This is a genomic window from Pseudobacter sp. (assembly GCF_051955275.1).
Classification (GTDB): domain Bacteria; phylum Bacteroidota; class Bacteroidia; order Chitinophagales; family Chitinophagaceae; genus Pseudobacter.
On the sequence record NZ_JBQCGW010000008.1, the window covers coordinates 1 to 17970 of the forward strand.

Sequence of the window (17970 nt, forward strand, 5' to 3'; positions counted from 1 at the left end):
ATCGAAAGGAAACTGCATGCTGTTTTCCTGAAAGAATTGAAAAATGGCAGTACGCTCATTGATAGCATTTTCATCTGTCAGGGCATGTTTAAACATTTGATCTAATAAATGCTCGCCTCCGCGCGTCTTTACCCGGTTGAATAAAAAGTAAACAGACCCCTGACGAAACTTTCCCATCAAATTCAGTTCATCCAGCGATTGTTTATCTATAGTAAAACTCATGATTGTTTTTTTCTGTTGATTAAAATACTATCCGCTTTTTCTACCTGTTGCCAGTGTATCTAATATTCCTTCATTGCGGATAATGATCATACCATGCCGGTCATCTGTAATACCATTCTCCAATGTGTACGTATATTCCGGCACTGTACCATTCATGCGTGTAGGCAGGTAATGAAAACCGATATTGGGCTTCTGTTTTAATTCCTCACTGGCTTCTACTATATGAGAAGAGATAATAAACATGCTGTTTCTCTTTCCGGCAAAAGCATGCGTGATGGCTACCGTTCCTTCATGCGCATCTTTCACGTTGGTGCCTCTGAACAATTCATCAAACAACACAAACAAAGATTTACCGGCGCCTAGTTCCGTGGCCACTTTCTTTACACGCAAAACTTCCGCATAAAAGTGACTGGCCCCGATGCCTAAGTTATCCGGCAGGTTAATGGTGGTATATACACCATCCATCACCGAAAACTCCATGGCGCTTGCGGCAACCGGGAAACCCATATGTGCGATATACAGGGCTGTACTGAAAGAGCGCAAAAAAGTTGATTTACCAGCCATGTTAGCTCCTGTAAGAAAAACCACCGACTTATCAGCATTCATGGTTAAACTGTTAGCCACCGGATTTTTTAATTCCGGATGATACACAGATTCTATTTTCAACAGATTGCTTCCTTTCGGATGAGCCACAGGAAAAACAAAATTTCTTTTGAAAGCCACATGAGCTACTGAAATATATACATCAATTAAATAGATGAACTGCAATACAGCCAATACCTTTTCACGTTCACGAACCCGCAACAGCACATCAAAAGCAGTAACGGCAGCATAAGACAGTTTAGCCTTCGGCCTATCATTAAAAACGGGTCGAAACGCAGGATCATTCAGCAGAGTTATCATCTCTGAACATGCATCGCGCAATTCCGACACTTTTACTACATCGCCTGTTTCTGCAAAATTGCGCATGGCATGAAGCAGTTCGATGAGAGCAGTTACACCGCTATTGATCTCCTTCTCGCCCAGTGCAGGCTTCTGACCATCCTTATTTTCTCCGGAATGGCTGATGTATTTTTCAACATTATCCAGCAAGGCAGAATCAAAAGGGAATTTTGTCTGCAGCCTGGTGAAAGATGATATGATTGCTGCCCGGTTGGTAATAGCTTCCAGATCAGACAAGGGAGTTCTGAACATCTTTTCCAGTACTTCTTCGCCACCACGGGTATAGGTATGCTTATAGATATCATAAATTCCGCTGTGCTCACGCCTGGAAAATAACCGCAGGTCTTCAATTGTCTGATCATCTGTTTGTAATAACATTGTAGCAAATTGTACAAGTACGTAAATATTATTTTCTGAACCTTCGTATTAGAATAATGGATCCAATCAGCAGCAGAATAGATGGCAGCACATACACGTATACGTTATAAAGAGTGATACCACCTTTTTTTCCAACCTTCAGCCTGATATCTTCCGGCAACTTATACTTAGTATATACCGGATATTTATTCTCCAGTAACCAACTATATAATCCCAGGGCAATGGAGCCTCCGCTACCAGTGCCAACAGACATAAAATCTGCATCTGCTGCTATCACAATCCGCTGTTCCTTATTGTTGATCTTCCGGTGGAGCTTAACGGCCAGAATATATTCATCCTTCCTGTAATCACCTTCATCTGGCGAGTAGGTGGGAGCTGCAGAATCACGCACAAATACTCCGCGTTCCATCCAGATATCATCATACCCTACATTTTTTTCATTCCCCGCTTTCTTTGGCTGCTTCTTCTTTGCGCCAGGTTTCCAGGTAGTGGATTTCTCATCGGCATAACTGTCTTTTTTTAACTCTCCGGCATCCACCACCAGACCGGTTGCGACAGTATCTTGCCTGGCTTGCTTTACATTTTCATTATGCATTGTATTACCTGGAATGCTGATAATGGGCTCTACTGTAAATCCATTCTTCTCCATAAAACTCAGAATGCCCGTTCCGTAAAAATTTGCCATGGCCGTTCTCCTGCCTGTGCGTTGATGGAGCTGCATAACAGGCTCTTTCGCCATCCAGTTGCCGGCCTTTGTCATAGCTGCAGAAAACATTTCCGTTTCCACATGCTGTCGGGGAAGCACCATTACTCCCTCTTCCATGTGAACGCCCAATTGATTGATGATCCCATTAATGATGGATTGCTTTGCCGGCTCACCGTAGATAATGGCATTGCCACCATTATTCAGATAACTCATTATATTTTCCTGCTCCTGCAGGCTGTAGGGCGATCTCGGATCAGCAATAACCAACACATTGGTTGAATCCGGATTGATCGTATTTTCCAGTGAAATGGTATCTGTATGCACACCCAGGTTGATGAGTGTATGCCGTTCTGATCGCTCGTTGGTGTTACCGCCATGTTCCCTGCCTGTAAACATCATAGGGCTTCTTTCATAATGTCCTGTGCTGAAAGACACCATCGGAGATCGGGTACTAACCAGTTCCTTGATTGCTCCGGACACATTGTACTCAAATGGCCAGGGATTTTTTGACGGATAGGTTCTTAAGAAAACTTTTTTACCCTTGTATTCCAGTTGCATCACCACTCTGTATAATTCATCTGCCAGATTTATTGAGCTGTCAATCTGTTGGGGAGATTCAACCTTATCGAAATCAAACTTGTGCATTTTGGTCATCACTGCTGCAACCTGCTGCCTGGTTCGCTTACCATAGAACATACTCAGTAAGGCAGAATCCTGGGGAGTAATATTGTAATAAAACCTGTAATTAAAATTGATGTTTGGATAAAACCGCAGGTATCTTTCCCAGAAATCCCATAGATATTCATTTCTCTTTGCAGGCATGGCAAAACTAACCGTCGGCTGCAATACATTGGTGAAGAGTGTTACATTGATACTTGATCCATCCAGTTCTTTGATAACGGCCTGTGTAGCAGAATCCAGTGTATTACGCTGATCGCGTGTTATGTCCAGATAACCTACTGCTCCCGGACGGGATGAAAAATAACCAAGCAGGAGTATCACCGAGGTGAGCACCAGGTATCTCAGAAAAACAGTACTTTTTTTCATCGATGCAACCAGGGATTGTAATTTGATCATACTTAATCCAAGGAAAAGTATGATGATAAGTATGAAGTAAGAAACGTCCCGCGTAGAGATCAGTCCGGCTTTGAGGAATTTGATCCTTCCATCAATGGATAAGAACCAGGTAATGTCACGGATAAAGTCGTACTGTTGAAAGGCTGAACCTGCTTTTTCCAGTATAATAAACAACATAAAGGTTCCAATACCTGCCAGTATCTGATAATCTGTGAGGCAGGAAACGAACAGCCCGATGGCTATATAGGCACTGGTGAGCAGAAAGAACCCAAGGAGTATAGAAAAAATCAAACTGAACTCGGCATTTTCAACGCACAAAAATCCTGTGATCAGCATTAAAGCCAGGGCAGCAGTCAATATCAGATTAAACCAGGTAAGGCCCAGAAACTTGCCCATTACCACTTCACGCGTACGGATGGGAGAAGATCTTAATAACGCCATAGATCCATTGGAAACCTCTCTTCCGATTACCCCCATGGTCAATAGTGGTATAAATAAATATAAATGATCGCTCATCACTTCCAGTGCATTAGTAAATAAACTCAAAGTGAGAGATTTTCTGAAACCAACCCAGTTGGGGTTATTAGCAACTTCAACAGCCTGCTGGCGTGAAAAATTCACCAGGGGTGATAAAAACTTCATACTGCCAAGCACAAAATAGCAGGTCATAATCACCCAGGCGATTGGTGAATAGAAAAGATATCGAAGTTCTGCCTGCGCAATTTTCAGCGTTATTTTCATTATTACAATATTTTGGAGTAGTTACTTTTTACGTCTGCGAAGGAGTAAGGCAACTGCCAGAAACAATACTATGCCAGGGATCACATAAATGTAAACGATCATCATACCCTCCACCTGATCTCTGTTGATCTTCAGGTACCGGTCATCACAGAACGGATAAAAAGTAAAAATGGGATATTGATTGTTTAATCCCCAACTATAAAACTGATGATTGAGTTTTTTGGGATCGATTGCCCTGTTAGACATAAAATCCGCATCACCAGCTACTATGATCCGTTGTTCTTTATTACCAATTTTTCTTCTCAGCGCAACGGCAAGTGTATATTCCTCCAGTTGTATATCGCCATCCTCTTTAGTAAATACAGGAGCAACAGAATCTGCAACATATGCACCTTTCTTTAACCATATTTTTTTGTTGCTTGCCGTTTTAATGATTGGTTCCACTTCAAATCCATCCACTGCCTGATATGAAAGCGGTGTAGCGGCGTTGTGATTAAGTCCGTTTCCCAAAGCAGGGAACAGTAAAAACCGCTCCATCTCTTTTGACATCGTAAGGGCTTTGTCAGACAGTTTGCCCGGAACAACATGACGAAGCTGGGAATTCTCTATCAGCATTCCATCTTCAGCAACTACACCTATCTTCTTCAGCACCGGATTCAGAATAAACTGCTTGCCGGGCTCCACAAAGAATATAGCATTACCACCACGCTGAATATACTGGTTGATCCTTTCCAGTTCAATGGGGGTGTATTCAACTTTTGGATCAGCAACCACCAGCAATTGTACACTATCGGGAATGTCTGTTTCCTTTGCAGAAACAGTATCTACATCTACTCCCCTGTCAACTAAGGAACTCAATTCAAATGTTTTGGAAGTGTATGCGCCAAAATCTCTTGGCGTGTTCCTGTAAGGACTCCGTTCCAGGTTGCCCGTCATGAAAGACACTACCACATTACTATCTCTGACAAGACGCATTAATTCTCCGGCCATATTTATCTGTTGGGGCCAGGCACCGCCATCTGCGATAGTTCTGATATAGATCTGCTTTTCTTTATAGCCTACTCTCATGATTGCCCTGAAATCTTCATTCTCCAGTTCATGAAAATTATCCAGCGAAGTACCTGGTTTGAATAAAGACCTGCGCACACCGTAGGATTCAGCTGTTAAAGAAGCAATCTGATCAATATTTTTTCCCGGATATTGCTTATAAAGTGTACTGTCTCCCTCTTTAATAGCGTAGTAATACACATAATCGAACTGAACATTCGGATAAAACCTCAGGTATTGATCCCAAAGGCCGGCCTTGTAGATGAATCTTTTTTCCGGGAAACCAAAATTTCCAAAACGCTGGAGTAAATTCACATACAAGGTCACTTTGAGAGGTGACCCGTCAAAGTTCTTTAATACTTCCTGGGTGTAAGGATGTAAAGTGTTGAATTGTTTTTTTGTAAGATCCTTATATAAAACCCAGCCCGGTGTTGAACCTGCATGTATCAACAGAACAGTTCCTGAAAGCACAAGCACATAATGAAGTGCTGTTATTTTCCTGGGGATCGCTACGCGAACACTCCGTAACCGGATCATGGCAAACAGCAGGAACATGGCAATCATCAGAATAAAATAGAGCAGATTCTTACTTGAGATCAGGCCGGAAGTAGTTTCTATTCGTTTGTATTTGAAGCTGAGTATTTCACTCACAGTACGAAATAAATCATTTTGCTGGCCGTAATTAGTGATTGTATTCAACAGGTAGAATGCTAAAAAAGTGAAAACAGCAGCAACTATCTGGTAATTGGTTACAGAACTAAAGAACAACCCGATTGCTGCATAAAAGTTGGCGAGCAAAAACAGTGATATAAAAATGGATAAATATTCCGGTGAATAACTCGCTTTTACAATTACAATACTTGTCACCAGTAAAAAAGCAGCTCCCAGTAAAAAAATAAAACTAAACAATACGATCCCCCAATATTTCCCCAGTATTATTTCCCTGTTCCGGATGGGGGACGAGTAGAGCAATTTTATAGAGCCTGCATTCATCTCCCGGTTAATCACCCCCATTGTCAATAAAGCCATAAAGAGGTGCAAATACTGAAAGTACCCATCAGTTACTTCAGCATTCATGCTCTTTAATATGCCGTCTACCTTTCCTGTGAAATTATCAACTGCTTCCAATCCAGCATCCAGACCTGATGCCATTCTTCCTAACCACTCAAAAAGAAAGCTGGCATTGATGATATAAAAGGCCAGGATCAAAAACCAGGATACGGGCGAATAAAATAAATTCCTTAATTCTGCCAGCGCAATTTTATTAATTATTTTCATAGTCAGTTTCGTTTAAGGCCGCACAGATAATTCTTTAAATACATCATCCAGCAGTGAGCGTTCCAGATTAATCTCCTGAAGTCTCCATCCCCTGGCGATGCTGGCAGCAATAATGGTTTCTGCAATATTGGATCTGTTGGAAAAATAGATCCTGCATTTTTTTGCAGTAAGGAACTCTACTTTAGCAACTCCTTCAATAGCCAGCAATTCAGTACTTGCAGGAGGGTTTTCCATCACAGCCATCAGGCTGGTAGGTTGCACATAATTATTGAATGCATCCATTGAATCTGTGAACACAATCCTGCCATTTTCTATCATCACCACATCCCTGCACAACAGGTTGATCTCAGTAAGCACATGAGAAGACAATAACACGATATGTTCCTGACCAATCTGCTGGATCAGTCTGCGTGCCTCAATAATCTGATTGGGGTCCAATCCATTGGTAGGTTCATCCAGTACAACGATGCTGGGTTTGTGAATAATAGCCTGTGCAATACCAACACGCTGTTTATATCCTCCGGACAAATTCCTGATAAGCCTGGATCTGAAATGAGTAATGCCTGTTTTATCCATAGCTTCTGCAACGGCCTGCTTCACTTTCATTTTATCGATAAACCGTAAATGGGCAGCTAAAGAAAGATATTCCTCCACGGTGGATTCCAGATGCAAAGGAGCTGTTTGTGGCAAGAATCCTATTTGCCGTTTTGCCTGTAATGGGTTCTCTTTTAAATTCAGGCCATTGATAAAAACATCTCCTTCCGTTTGTTTCAATACACCACAGATGATATTCATGGTGGTTGATTTACCGGCGCCATTGGAACCCAGTAATCCCACGATACCAGTTGTACTGATCTCGAAGTTAATGTCATGGATAGCCCATGCGGTAGCGTACCTATGTGATAGGTGCTCCACTTTCAGATGGATACTCATAATATGATTTAGAAAATGACTAAATAGGAAGCTCTGTAAATTTTGTTGAAGATTGATGTCACTATTGCAATTTGTACCCGGCACTCAATAACAGATCTCTCAGCACCCTGTACTTTTTTACAACAGCCGGATAGCCGGCATACTTTTCCAGAAATTCATCCTGTGTATATAAAAATGTTGCTGTCAGAAATGCTCTCAGATCGATCGACTCGGTTGGCATACCCAATTTGGAAGTATTTGAAAAAAATACCAGTGGATGATATAACAAACCCATCGCTTCAGGTTGTGGAATTTTATTTGCCGGCACAAGCAGCTCGTACGGTATAAACACGTAGTTAGCCGATGTATTAACAGTCTTCAATAAATCTCTGGTAACCTGGTAGAAGTCTTTCTGCAATACCGGTGAATGCTTCTGCAGCATCCATTTCTCTGCGATACCTGCCAGTAGTGAAGCGCGGTACGTTTTCTTTTCCAGTTCGCTCATCAGGGCCACATCCTGTACAATAACTCCCAAAGTATTCAGACCGTATATTGAGGTCCAACCATGCACTGTCTTTTTTTCCAGCGGGTTACTAAAAGTATAGAAGGAATCAATAAAAAATAAGCTGGGAATTATTCTGTCAGCAGGCAGTGTGGGTAAAACCTGGCTCTGTATAAATGTCAGCAATTCAGGAATAGCAGCTTTATTGGTTAAATATTTATACCCTGTGGCAGCTTCACCCTGTAAAGTATAAATAAAGGCAAGCCTGGTATAATCGAACCTTTCTATTTTTTCTCCCGGCCGGCTTATCAGCTTTTTGTGAATAGTGTCATTATAAAATCCTGCAATGCCTGTCTGCATATAAAACTGATATAAGGCATGATCAACAGGATCAGCAGGATTATCGGTCCGGACAAAATAATTGATGTCTGCATCACTCACTTCCAGGGGTGCTTCCTTTTTACAGGCTGTAAAAAGTTGCACTATCAATGCAACAAAGAGCACTGACCTGGTTTTAAAACAAAACGGCAACTGAAATATGGATAACATACAATATTTTTTAGAGTGGGTTATTGTTTCAGAGCTCGAACGGGTCTGACTTCATTGGTAATTCTTCCCTGATTGAATTCAATTTCATCGTCGGCGATTGGCAGCGTATAGGCAGCTTCGTCCTGTGCATAAGGGCCTAATTCGTAGTAGCCATCCGTTATGTAACCTGTACCCGTGAATTTAACAGACTTGTGTGTTGTTGATTTTCCAAATGGGTACTTTTCGTTTACGCCGTATCTCCTCAGATCAAACCAGCGCTGCCCTTCAAAACACAGCTCCCTTCTTCTCTCCTCCCTGATCTTCTGCATCAGGTCTGCACCGGAATCCTGCCACTGGGGAATATCCGCCGGTTTGAATCTGCATTTGAGCAATGGCTGGATGGCAGCACCTGCTTCCCCGGATCTTTCCAAAGCGGCTAAGGCTTCTGCTTTATTCAAATACATTTCTGATAACCTTAATGAATATTTATCAGAAACATCATCCGCCTGGGAGTTTCCGCCAACTCCTTTTTTAAGGGATCGTATACTTCCTTTGCTGTTTATTTTAAAAAAGGCCTGCAAACGCAGATCTTTCGCATCAAAACTATTGTACAGGTTGCCGGACACCAGAATATGATAACTGGCGGGAACTTCCATATTCATCTCCATCCTTGATCCCATGTTGTTTCCACCCATGGTAAAAATTACTTCTCTGGAAGATCGTTTTAAGAAGACGCTGTTAGCGGGAGATTCATTCAGATCAGTCATCTTATACTGGTTCAGTGCAATAACGCGATCAGCATACAGAATACTCTTTTCATAGTTCTCCATATACAAATGCATCCTGCTCAAAAGGCCTGCCACCGCTGCACCTGAGGCACGCAGATCTGAAACTGCAGGATTTCCTGAGAGATGGGTATCAGCAATTTCAAGATCACGGATAATCTGATCATACACATCCTTTACAGAACTTCTGCTCACAAACTGGCTGGTAATATCAGGCGATATCTTTAAGGGAACACCCGGGTCTGCCTGTGCTGTTGAAGGGCGGTAGGGCTTTCCATATAAATTAACCAGGGTATAATAATATAAGGCTCTTAAAAAATGGGCTTCTCCACGGATCCTGTTAATCACTGCAACGGGTTCACCTTTTGTCAGGAGTCTGTCAGCTTCAAATATGATGGTATTGATCCTTGCAATTTTAGCATACACAGTATTATAGTAGCTGTCTGTTCTTGATACTTCTCCGGCAGAGTTTATTCTTGGCTCATCCTGCCAGTATTGAATACCATGTTCAAAGAACAACTGGTAATTAACAGTGGGAATACCAACATCTATATCATCATCTGAAATATGGAATAAGTTTGTCTGAATATCACTGGTTCCGATACCTATATAAGCATCTCCTATCAGCACTTCATTCAGATCAGCTGCCGTTTCTATAAAACTCATGTTCTGAGAATAAGACGACAAATACTTTTTACATGAAACCAAATTTGCACTTAACAAACAAATCCAGACAACCCCCGTTAATCTTTTAGTTAATTGCATAGTATATTTTTTAGAAGCTTACATTAATGTTTAAGGAATACACTGGCCTGATGGATAAATTTATATTGGGAGAAGTTCCGGACTGGGCCGGGTCCTGACCACGCAAGGCCTTATGAGCGATGGTGAAAAGATTATTTCCACCTACCGATGCTATTGCTCCTTTACAGTTCAACTTTTTACAAATCTCATTGGGGAACCTGTAACTTAAAGACACATACTGCAGTTTCAGGAAATCACCACTCACTACACGGATATCAGAGTAATCATACATCTGATAATAATGGTCAGCAAATGGGGTGTTCAGTCTTGAATCAGTCATTCTCCACCAGGCATACTGGTCCATTGGACTTCTGCCTGCACCCTGGATGGAAGGAATATTGGTAAATTGTTCATCTCCCGGATAGCGCCACCTGTCAACGAACTCTTTTCTGATATTTTGTTGCGATGATGGGCGGTAGGTTCCATAATTGCCTGAGGCAATTTTCAGCAATCTTACTTTATTACCTACGCTATAGGAAAAGTTCACCATCAGACTCCAGTTACCATAGATAAAGGAATTGCTGATGCCGCCCTGCAGAACAGGCTCTCTTCTTCCGGACTCCTCCATCACCATACTGAACATTTCATTTTTTCCAATCTTGGCATACTGTTCTCTCAGTGCTATTCTGTTTCCGGGCTCTGCACCATAAAATACAGGATAGCCAAGTTGAGGATCAAGCCCTTTGAATCTGTAAGAATAAAATGTATTCACAGATTTCCCATTGACCGGCACAGCACCATTCAGGTAATCATTGTAGGTAAGTGTGGCCTCATCCACCAGAACATTTCTGGAATTGACTGACTGAGCAAGCAATCTGTTAAACACCTGACCCAACTGAGGGTCCAGGCGCCAGGTAAATCCTTTTTTCCCTTTGGCACCCAGGTTGTCGATCACTTTAAAATTCATGCTGAGTTCCAGTCCCTGGTTTTCAATGGTGCCTCCGTTTACTACATAAGTGTTGTTGATTGCACCATTTACACTGGAAACTTTCATGTTCATAAATGCATCGGTGGTCCTGCTTAAGAAATAGCCCACAGAACCTCTGATCCTTCCCTGCATTATTGAGAACAGAAAGGTGGCACTATAGTCCTGTACTTTTTCCCATTTCAGATTGGGGTTGGGGAAATAAGTGATATTGGATGAGTACTCATTGAAATGTGTATTCAGCGGACCTTTGGTCATGATGGTGTGAACGGTTTGCCCCGGTAACATATTCCCTCTGGTGCCTAAAGACAACAACAGGGAAGCATCATCGATCCACGCCTGATGGCGGAGCAGGTCTTCATGCATGTTCCATCTTCCTGATAATGCCCAGGTAGGCAGAAACTTTTCATTGCTTCTCGCACCAAATGAATTGGAGAACTCCTGACTTACAGTTCCGGAGAACACCCATTTATTTTTATAAATATAAGTAGTGGTAAGAAATGGGCGGATTGCTTTATTCAACTCCTCTGTAACAACCGGGCGACCGGATGTGGAAACCCAGCTTGCATAGGTTGTGTAAGATGAAGGATTTATCGCTGCAAAGCTTTTTCCCCGGTCAGGATAATAACCTCTTGCCGTTGATGAAAAAGAATTGGTCCGGTTAGAAGTAAGATCTGCTGCCAGATCTGCTGAAAGCTGATGGTAATTTCTTTTGTCTAAAAAACTGGAATAATTAAGACGTGTATTGATCAGGTAATTATTTCTGTTAACAGACTGAGATCGCAACTCACCTCCAAAAGGCATCGGGTCATTTAAAGGAGTAAACAACTTTGTCACAGTATTATAAGCAGTATAACGAAGCTGGAGTGCCCATTCCGTATTTTCACTGAACCATGTTTCTCTGGAAGAATTCCCTGAAGTATAGGCCAGACGGGAGGTAAACTGTAAACCCTTTATTATTTCATACCGGATATTTACACTGGCATTGTATTCATTATTCTGAATAACGTCCCCGGTGTTCTTCATTTCATTTACAATGTTCATTTTATTCAGGGGGAGGAAATTCATAGAGTGAGGATCAGAATTGATTGTAGAATAGAAATACAGGGAGCCATCATCATTGCGCAACGGAATTGCTCTGCTGGTGCCATAAGCGTAGTTCAATACGCCAACTTCTGAAGGAGTATAGTTCTTTTTCTCCTTATTGATCTGAACGTTAAAGTCCACTATAAACTTTTTGTAATTCATCTGCATGTTGAGCAAGCCGGTCAACAAGTCATTTTTTTCCTTTTTAATTACTCCGGGTTCTGAACGATAACCTATAGAAGCGCGGTAAGCCGCGGACTTGGTTCCACCAGAAATGCTCAGCGTATGGTTGCTGGCAAATACATCCTGCATCACATGTCCCAACCAGTCAGTGTTCATTGTTTCTGCTTTACCCACCTGCTGTTTATAAGTATCAAAGTCAATCTCACCATTAAAGTATTTCAAAATTGCTGTTTCGTACCCTTCCATTCCAGCACCTCTCAGTTGCATTTGCCTTTTTATCATTTCCCTTGATACATCCACCCGCTCTCTTGAGTCCATCATGTAAATGGAATTATCAGTATATCTCGGTCTCCGTGTAAATGTGGTGGTGACATTGTAATTGAGGCTTGGAGGGCCCGGCTTACCTCTCTTGGTAGTGATAACAATTACACCATTAGCTGCACGAACGCCATACAAGGCAGCGGCAGTAGCATCTTTCAGAACATCGATCTGCTCAATGTCGAAAGGATTAATGCCAGAGATCGCATTACCTAATAAATTCACGAAATCAGGATCATTCATCCGTTGCGGGTCTATAGGAAAAGGATTGGTGCGCACGATGCCGTCCACCACCCATAAGGGTTCCCTGGATCCGAGGAAGCTGTTAGTACCGCGTACGCGCAGTTTAGGAGCTGCCCCTGCCTGCCCGGAGTTCTGCATATACATCATACCAGGCACCCTTCCTTCCAGCATTTTATCAACCGTACTAAGGCCGGGTTGTATGATAGAATCCATCTTTAAAGAGGTGACAGATCCTGTAAGGAATTTTTGCTGGATCTTCTGATACCCGTTGTAAACAACAGCTTCATCCAGCATGGCGCGGGGGATCAAACGGACATTTATATTTTTTGTGGTATCCTTTACAGTGAACATATATGACATGTACCCTACGTAGGTGATTTCGATAACCTCTCCTGCGCTTGCTGCTATTGAGATCCAGCCATCTGCTTTGGTCACAATTGCAAGCTTTGTTTTTTTGTTGGTGACAGTGGCTCCGGCAAGAGGATTATCTTCCTGATCCGTTACCCGTATGCGCAGTTGTACCTGGTTGTTATCGGTTATATCACTGCCATTAATATGGATCGCATTACCCACATTGGGTTTACGGGAGAGGAAAATAGTTTTATCCTGAATATCGTATTGAACAGGAAGACTTTTAAAGACCAGGTCTAAAAATGCGTGAAGCGGCAGTTTGTCGGCTGTAATTGAAACAGTGACGTTTGCGGAGAATAATTCCGGGCGATATGCTACAACATAGCCCGTCTGTTTTTCAATAGCGGTAAAGACAGTTTTGATTGGGATTCTGTCTCCCGATAGCGTTACCGACTGTCCTGTTCCTGTGGCAGACGCCGACATACAGGCAACGAAAAGAAGAAATGACAGCATTCTCATAAGGCGCATCATTTGAGCTGACCGACGGAAGTTAATACCTGTCCGACCCGAGGACACAACCAGAAAAAACTCCCAGCCAATAGCAGTTTTTGGCATAATTTTACAGTGTTTGGTTAGAAAAAATCGATACACGTCTTTTTGATCAACCCAAACATCGCCGGGAGTGTCGCAAGCACTTCCGGTTTGTTTTTTTAAGGTATACAGTCAATGCTGTTACCAGTATTTACGGGTACAGCAAATTGCCAGTTTACCTGGGCTAATCACAATGGGAGGTTTAATGGTTGTATCTAGCCTTATTTCATTAAATGGCCGCTTACTGAAGGATGATTAATTTTCTGCCATCTAATCTGAAATGCACACCCAATGCTTCTAAATTTTTCAATAAGCCATCGAGTGGAACACCTCTTGTCATTTTACCGGCTAATTGTGTAGTTGGAATTATATTATTGTCATAAACGACCTTTACATCGTACCATCGTTCCAGTTGTCGCATGATGGCATCGAATGTGGCGCCTTCAAAATTGATAAATCCGTTTTTCCATGCCATTACTTGCTCTATACCGGCATCATTGATCACGTTTACACGTTGCGATGCGTTTGATTGCCCAATAGGAATCTGCGCCTGCTGACCTGGTTTTATTGTTGTTCCGTTTACCCTTACAACACCTTCGATCAATGTGGTGTTTACCGATGACTCGTTTTCATAGGCATTTACATTGAAGCTGGTACCTAATACTTCTATCTTTGCTGTATTGCCTGCATTCACAATAAAGGGGCGACCGGGTTGCTTTGCAACCTCGAGATACACTTCTCCGGTAATTTCAATCCCGCGATCATTTCCTTTGAATACCGTAGGATACCTGACAGAACTGGCAGCATTGAGCCAAACCTGCGTACCATCAGGTAATGTCATCCTGTATTGCCTGCCCACCTGGGTTGTAATAGTATTATATATGGTCTCAGCTCCATTCCGGTCATAAATGAGCTGACCGTCTCTTACAATAGCTTTTGCTCCCCCCTGAAGGGCCACCACTCCGTTCTGAACGGAATCCAGCGATAACTGCGTTCCATCTCCCAGCGTAAGCACTGCACCTTCCTTCCCTGGAAGGATATTTTCCTTCCCCGTTATTGCCAGTTCCTTTTTTACAGCCTGATCATCGTCAGCCTTAAAAAGCAAATATCCTCCAACGCCCAATATAAGAACAATGCAGGCAGCTGCCCATCGCCATTTTCGCAGGAACTGCCTTCCGTACACCACCGGCCTTGGTTGGGATCCGGCTGCTTCTTTCAATTCAGGCAAAGCGACGTACAGCTTTTCACTCATTTCTTCCCTGACTGATAAATATTCAGCATAGATCTCTGACAATAAAGCCGGGTCATTGAGTTGATCATACAAAAGCTGGTTGCCGGCATCGGCAGCCAGCCAGGCATCGAGTTCAGCATTCCCGGCTTCGTTGATAACTCCTGCCTGCCTGTCGGCAATGAGCTGTTTTATATGCATGAATTGAATATAGTTCATAAGGTTACCTGATAATGAACGTAGCCATTCAACATTTGTAGTGTTGAAAAAATGTTTTTTTTGAAAAAATTTTCAGATCAATCCATAGGAGGGAGAAACCAAAGATTCGTTAGTAGCAAAAGCAGATCCTGCCTGTGTTTAAGGGAAAGCCGGAGAGCTTTGAGGGATCTTGACAAATGATCACGTACGGATTGATTGCTCAATCCCAGTTGTTCGGCAATCATTTCATTACTGATCCCTTTCATGAAGCGCATCTTGAAAATCTCCCGGCCACGGGGAGACAATGCTTCAATCTCCTTATATAAAGCCTGCAGCCGGTCTGCCATTATATCTTCCCTGGTCCAGTTATCCTCTATCGACGGCTGAAGATTTTCCAGGTATTGTATCCGGGATTGTTCAGATTGACGTTGCCTTAAGATATCCAGGCAACCATTGCGGGTTGTAACACGAAGCCAGGCAGCAATAGCGCGTTCTGTAGGGAAATCCAGCTTGCTTTTCCAGAGTTTCACAAAAGCATCGGTAGCGGCATCCTGCGCAGCCTGCCTGTCTCCCAACAGTTCCAGAGCCAGGAAATAAACATGAGATTGCTGACGATGCCAGATTTCCCTGAATACTGCTGAATTCTTCAGGTCAGGGCTTGGCTCCGGTCCATGGGGCAGGGAATTATATGTAGAAACCTTTGTCATTAGGTGACTGGAATCAGGGATGATCTTTATGGATGGAGATCAATCCTGCACTCACCAAAAGTAACCGATTATTCGATAAATATCATAAATGAGGTAATTCAGGAAAAGCAGGCTCTCTTAATTACATGTTTTCACTGGAAAAAAGAGAAGAAAAATGATAAAGGACAGGCAATGAAAAAGTCTGCAATCAGTGATTTTGCAGGCCTCTCTAAAATTATAATTTCAAACATAATTGATTTTCCGCGGAATTGGACGGTACCCGGCCAATGAACAACTATATTATAATTATCAACAAGTTGCATTAATCAAGGAAACAAAGAACTGCTGCCTCTTTTATGCTTATTTATTTCCATAGATTCTTCGGTGCTTTGCCCGCTTTCAGCTGGGCCAAATTGGCTGTAAACAGTTCCATTTTTTCAAAGGGCAATTTTGTCAATTCCTGTTCATAGATCTTTACTGCCTCGTCCTGCTTCCCATTTTTGAACAACAGTCCGGCATATACGCCTTCAGTGGAGAAATGAGAGAAAATATCCTTCGCTTTCTTTGCCCAGGCCAGCCCGCGCTGAAGCATCGCTTTGTCTGTAGGATTCATATATATGGTCTCTGCCGCATCCCGCAGAAAATAGGCCCAGTTAACAGCATCTCCTAAACGCATGATGTCTTTTAACATCTCCCAGTTGCCAACCTCTGCAGAATCCAATTTGCCGGAGAGATAGGGTTCCATGAATTTATCGAAATCAGGTTTTTTCTCTGCGATCATTTGATAAGGGTCTCTTTTCAACAGTCCATTCTTAACATAATCCGTAACAGCAGCGTTGAATTTTTTTGCATCATAATTCTTCGAATAATAATCCAGTTTCACTTTACGGTAAATGACTTCCCTGTCAGGACTCTTAAGAAGGGTTGTCAACTGTTTTATACAGGCTTCCGCTTTGTTTAGTTCCTGCTCTTTTTTATTGGGTACGATATTTTTCAAAATGTAATTGTTCACTCCGAACTGCACTATATAGAGTGAAGGAGCCCCGGAGGCCCCGATACTATCGATGGCTGCGTGGTGCTGAATTACATACTTATACAAATGACCATCGGGAATATATTGCACTGCAATATAGGCGGCCAGGAGTTTTGCCCAGGTTTCTTTTTCCTGCAGGTCAGTTGCATCCAGCTTAGGGAACAATTCTTCTATCAGTTCTCCACAGGGCAGTTCTGTTGCCTGTCTTTTTCTGATATAACCAAGCAGGAAATCTTTACTGCGGTCACCGGCCCTGTATTCGTTCATCCATTTTGCGAGAGGCTTCGGATCATTCTTTTCCGCGATGGCTATATTGGCTTCTTTAAGAAAAGATCCGGCAGGCATGTAGCCGGTAGCGCGATAGATCAGTTCCCCCTCGCTATTGATAAAAAGATAAGTAGGGTAAGCTTTGGCGTTATACTTATTGGATAGCTCAATCCCTTCTCCTTTCTCTGCATCTATTTTATAATTGATGAAACTGGCATTGAAAACATTGCCCACCTCTTGTTGCGGAAATACTTCAGCGGCCATTTTCTTACAGGGACCACACCAGGAAGTGTATACATCGATGAAAATGGCTTTGTTTTCTTTCCTGGCCAGTTCCTGAATTTCTTTCCAGCTGCCTTCGCTGAATTGGATACCGGCTGCAGTGTTGCCCTGGGATTTATACTCTTCGAGCAATTTCCTCGCTGGCTCGATCATTTCTGGTTTTATTTCCAGGAATTGATTGTTCTCCATGGAACGGATGGCTGCTTCCTGCAGCCCGATAGCTTTCTTTGCATCCCCGTTCCTGAACCAGGCTTTTGCCAGCAGGCTCAGTGCTGACCTGTCTGATATTTCGCTGCGGTCAGCTGCCTGTTGCGCCATTTTCAGAGCAAGCGGGTAATTTACAGCGCTTCCGCTGTCCAGCGCAAAGGAAGCCATGGTCATCAGTGTGAGCGGTGCGTTATGATATTTCTTCAGGTATCGTTCTCCGAGTTGAGCGGCGATTGCAGGATTTTTCCTGGAGTAGATCTCGAAGCGCAAACCGTCATAGAAATCTGCCAGGTTGGGCCTGATAGATTCAAGCGTGTCCATGTACGGCAGCATCTTCAGGTATTCCTTATCGTCCCAATATTTCCTGAAAGGCTTGAAAACCGAACGATACTTTTCCCCTTCCATTTTATTATCTGCAATCATCTGTTTTTGAGCCGCAGCATCGAATTT

Annotated in this window: 10 protein-coding genes and 1 pseudogene; all 11 read right to left on the bottom strand. The window is 42.7% G+C overall.

Translation table 11 applies throughout. The features are described 5' to 3' along the window. Positions 1 to 222, bottom strand: a pseudogene (locus ACTHMC_RS00840) (MutS-related protein); the annotation flags it as partial. Between the two features lie 27 nt (positions 223 to 249). Next, positions 250 to 1542, bottom strand: coding sequence for a MutS-related protein (locus ACTHMC_RS00845; RefSeq protein ID WP_440410008.1), 1293 nt, complete (start codon positions 1540 to 1542; stop codon positions 250 to 252). Positions 1543 to 1570: 28 nt separating this feature from the next. Then, positions 1571 to 4066: a Gldg family protein gene (locus ACTHMC_RS00850; protein ID WP_440410010.1), complete on the bottom strand. Its 2496-nt coding sequence runs from the start codon at positions 4064 to 4066 to the stop codon at positions 1571 to 1573. 21 nt (positions 4067 to 4087) lie between these two features. Further along, positions 4088 to 6391, bottom strand: coding sequence for a Gldg family protein (locus ACTHMC_RS00855; protein WP_440410011.1), 2304 nt, complete (start codon positions 6389 to 6391; stop codon positions 4088 to 4090). Between the two features lie 12 nt (positions 6392 to 6403). Further along, the gene (locus tag ACTHMC_RS00860) at positions 6404 to 7324 is read right to left on the bottom strand and encodes an ABC transporter ATP-binding protein (protein WP_440410013.1); all 921 of its coding nucleotides are present in this window, start codon (positions 7322 to 7324) and stop codon (positions 6404 to 6406) included. A 61-nt stretch (positions 7325 to 7385) separates the two neighbouring features. Continuing rightward, positions 7386 to 8354, bottom strand: a complete 969-nt coding sequence (locus ACTHMC_RS00865; protein WP_440410014.1) for a hypothetical protein — start codon at positions 8352 to 8354, stop codon at positions 7386 to 7388. A 20-nt stretch (positions 8355 to 8374) separates the two neighbouring features. Beyond that, entirely contained in the window at positions 8375 to 9784 is a 1410-nt protein-coding gene (locus ACTHMC_RS00870; RefSeq protein ID WP_440410015.1) for a RagB/SusD family nutrient uptake outer membrane protein, read from the bottom strand. Positions 9785 to 9893: 109 nt separating this feature from the next. Beyond that, positions 9894 to 13547, bottom strand: coding sequence for a SusC/RagA family TonB-linked outer membrane protein (locus ACTHMC_RS00875; protein ID WP_440410017.1), 3654 nt, complete (start codon positions 13545 to 13547; stop codon positions 9894 to 9896). A 313-nt stretch (positions 13548 to 13860) separates the two neighbouring features. Beyond that, positions 13861 to 15048: a FecR family protein gene (locus tag ACTHMC_RS00880; RefSeq protein WP_440410018.1), complete on the bottom strand. Its 1188-nt coding sequence runs from the start codon at positions 15046 to 15048 to the stop codon at positions 13861 to 13863. 95 nt (positions 15049 to 15143) lie between these two features. Next, positions 15144 to 15752, bottom strand: a complete 609-nt coding sequence (locus ACTHMC_RS00885) for an RNA polymerase sigma factor (RefSeq protein ID WP_440410019.1) — start codon at positions 15750 to 15752, stop codon at positions 15144 to 15146. A 343-nt stretch (positions 15753 to 16095) separates the two neighbouring features. Continuing rightward, positions 16096 to 17970 (bottom strand): thioredoxin fold domain-containing protein (locus tag ACTHMC_RS00890; protein ID WP_440410021.1); only part of this gene is annotated, 1875 nt, incomplete at its 5' end.

What these genes read in the sequence shown, in the direction of transcription:
- ACTHMC_RS00845 (WP_440410008.1), bottom strand. Translation starts at nt 1,542, where the DNA reads ATGTTATTACAAACAGATGATCAGACAATTGAAGACCTGCGGTTATTT.
- ACTHMC_RS00850 (WP_440410010.1), bottom strand. Translation starts at nt 4,066, where the DNA reads ATGAAAATAACGCTGAAAATTGCGCAGGCAGAACTTCGATATCTTTTC.
- ACTHMC_RS00855 (WP_440410011.1), bottom strand. Translation starts at nt 6,391, where the DNA reads ATGAAAATAATTAATAAAATTGCGCTGGCAGAATTAAGGAATTTATTT.
- ACTHMC_RS00860 (WP_440410013.1), bottom strand. Translation starts at nt 7,324, where the DNA reads ATGAGTATCCATCTGAAAGTGGAGCACCTATCACATAGGTACGCTACC.
- ACTHMC_RS00865 (WP_440410014.1), bottom strand. Translation starts at nt 8,354, where the DNA reads ATGTTATCCATATTTCAGTTGCCGTTTTGTTTTAAAACCAGGTCAGTG.
- ACTHMC_RS00870 (WP_440410015.1), bottom strand. Translation starts at nt 9,784, where the DNA reads ATGAGTTTTATAGAAACGGCAGCTGATCTGAATGAAGTGCTGATAGGA.
- ACTHMC_RS00875 (WP_440410017.1), bottom strand. Translation starts at nt 13,547, where the DNA reads ATGAGAATGCTGTCATTTCTTCTTTTCGTTGCCTGTATGTCGGCGTCT.
- ACTHMC_RS00880 (WP_440410018.1), bottom strand. Translation starts at nt 15,048, where the DNA reads ATGCATATAAAACAGCTCATTGCCGACAGGCAGGCAGGAGTTATCAAC.
- ACTHMC_RS00885 (WP_440410019.1), bottom strand. Translation starts at nt 15,752, where the DNA reads ATGACAAAGGTTTCTACATATAATTCCCTGCCCCATGGACCGGAGCCA.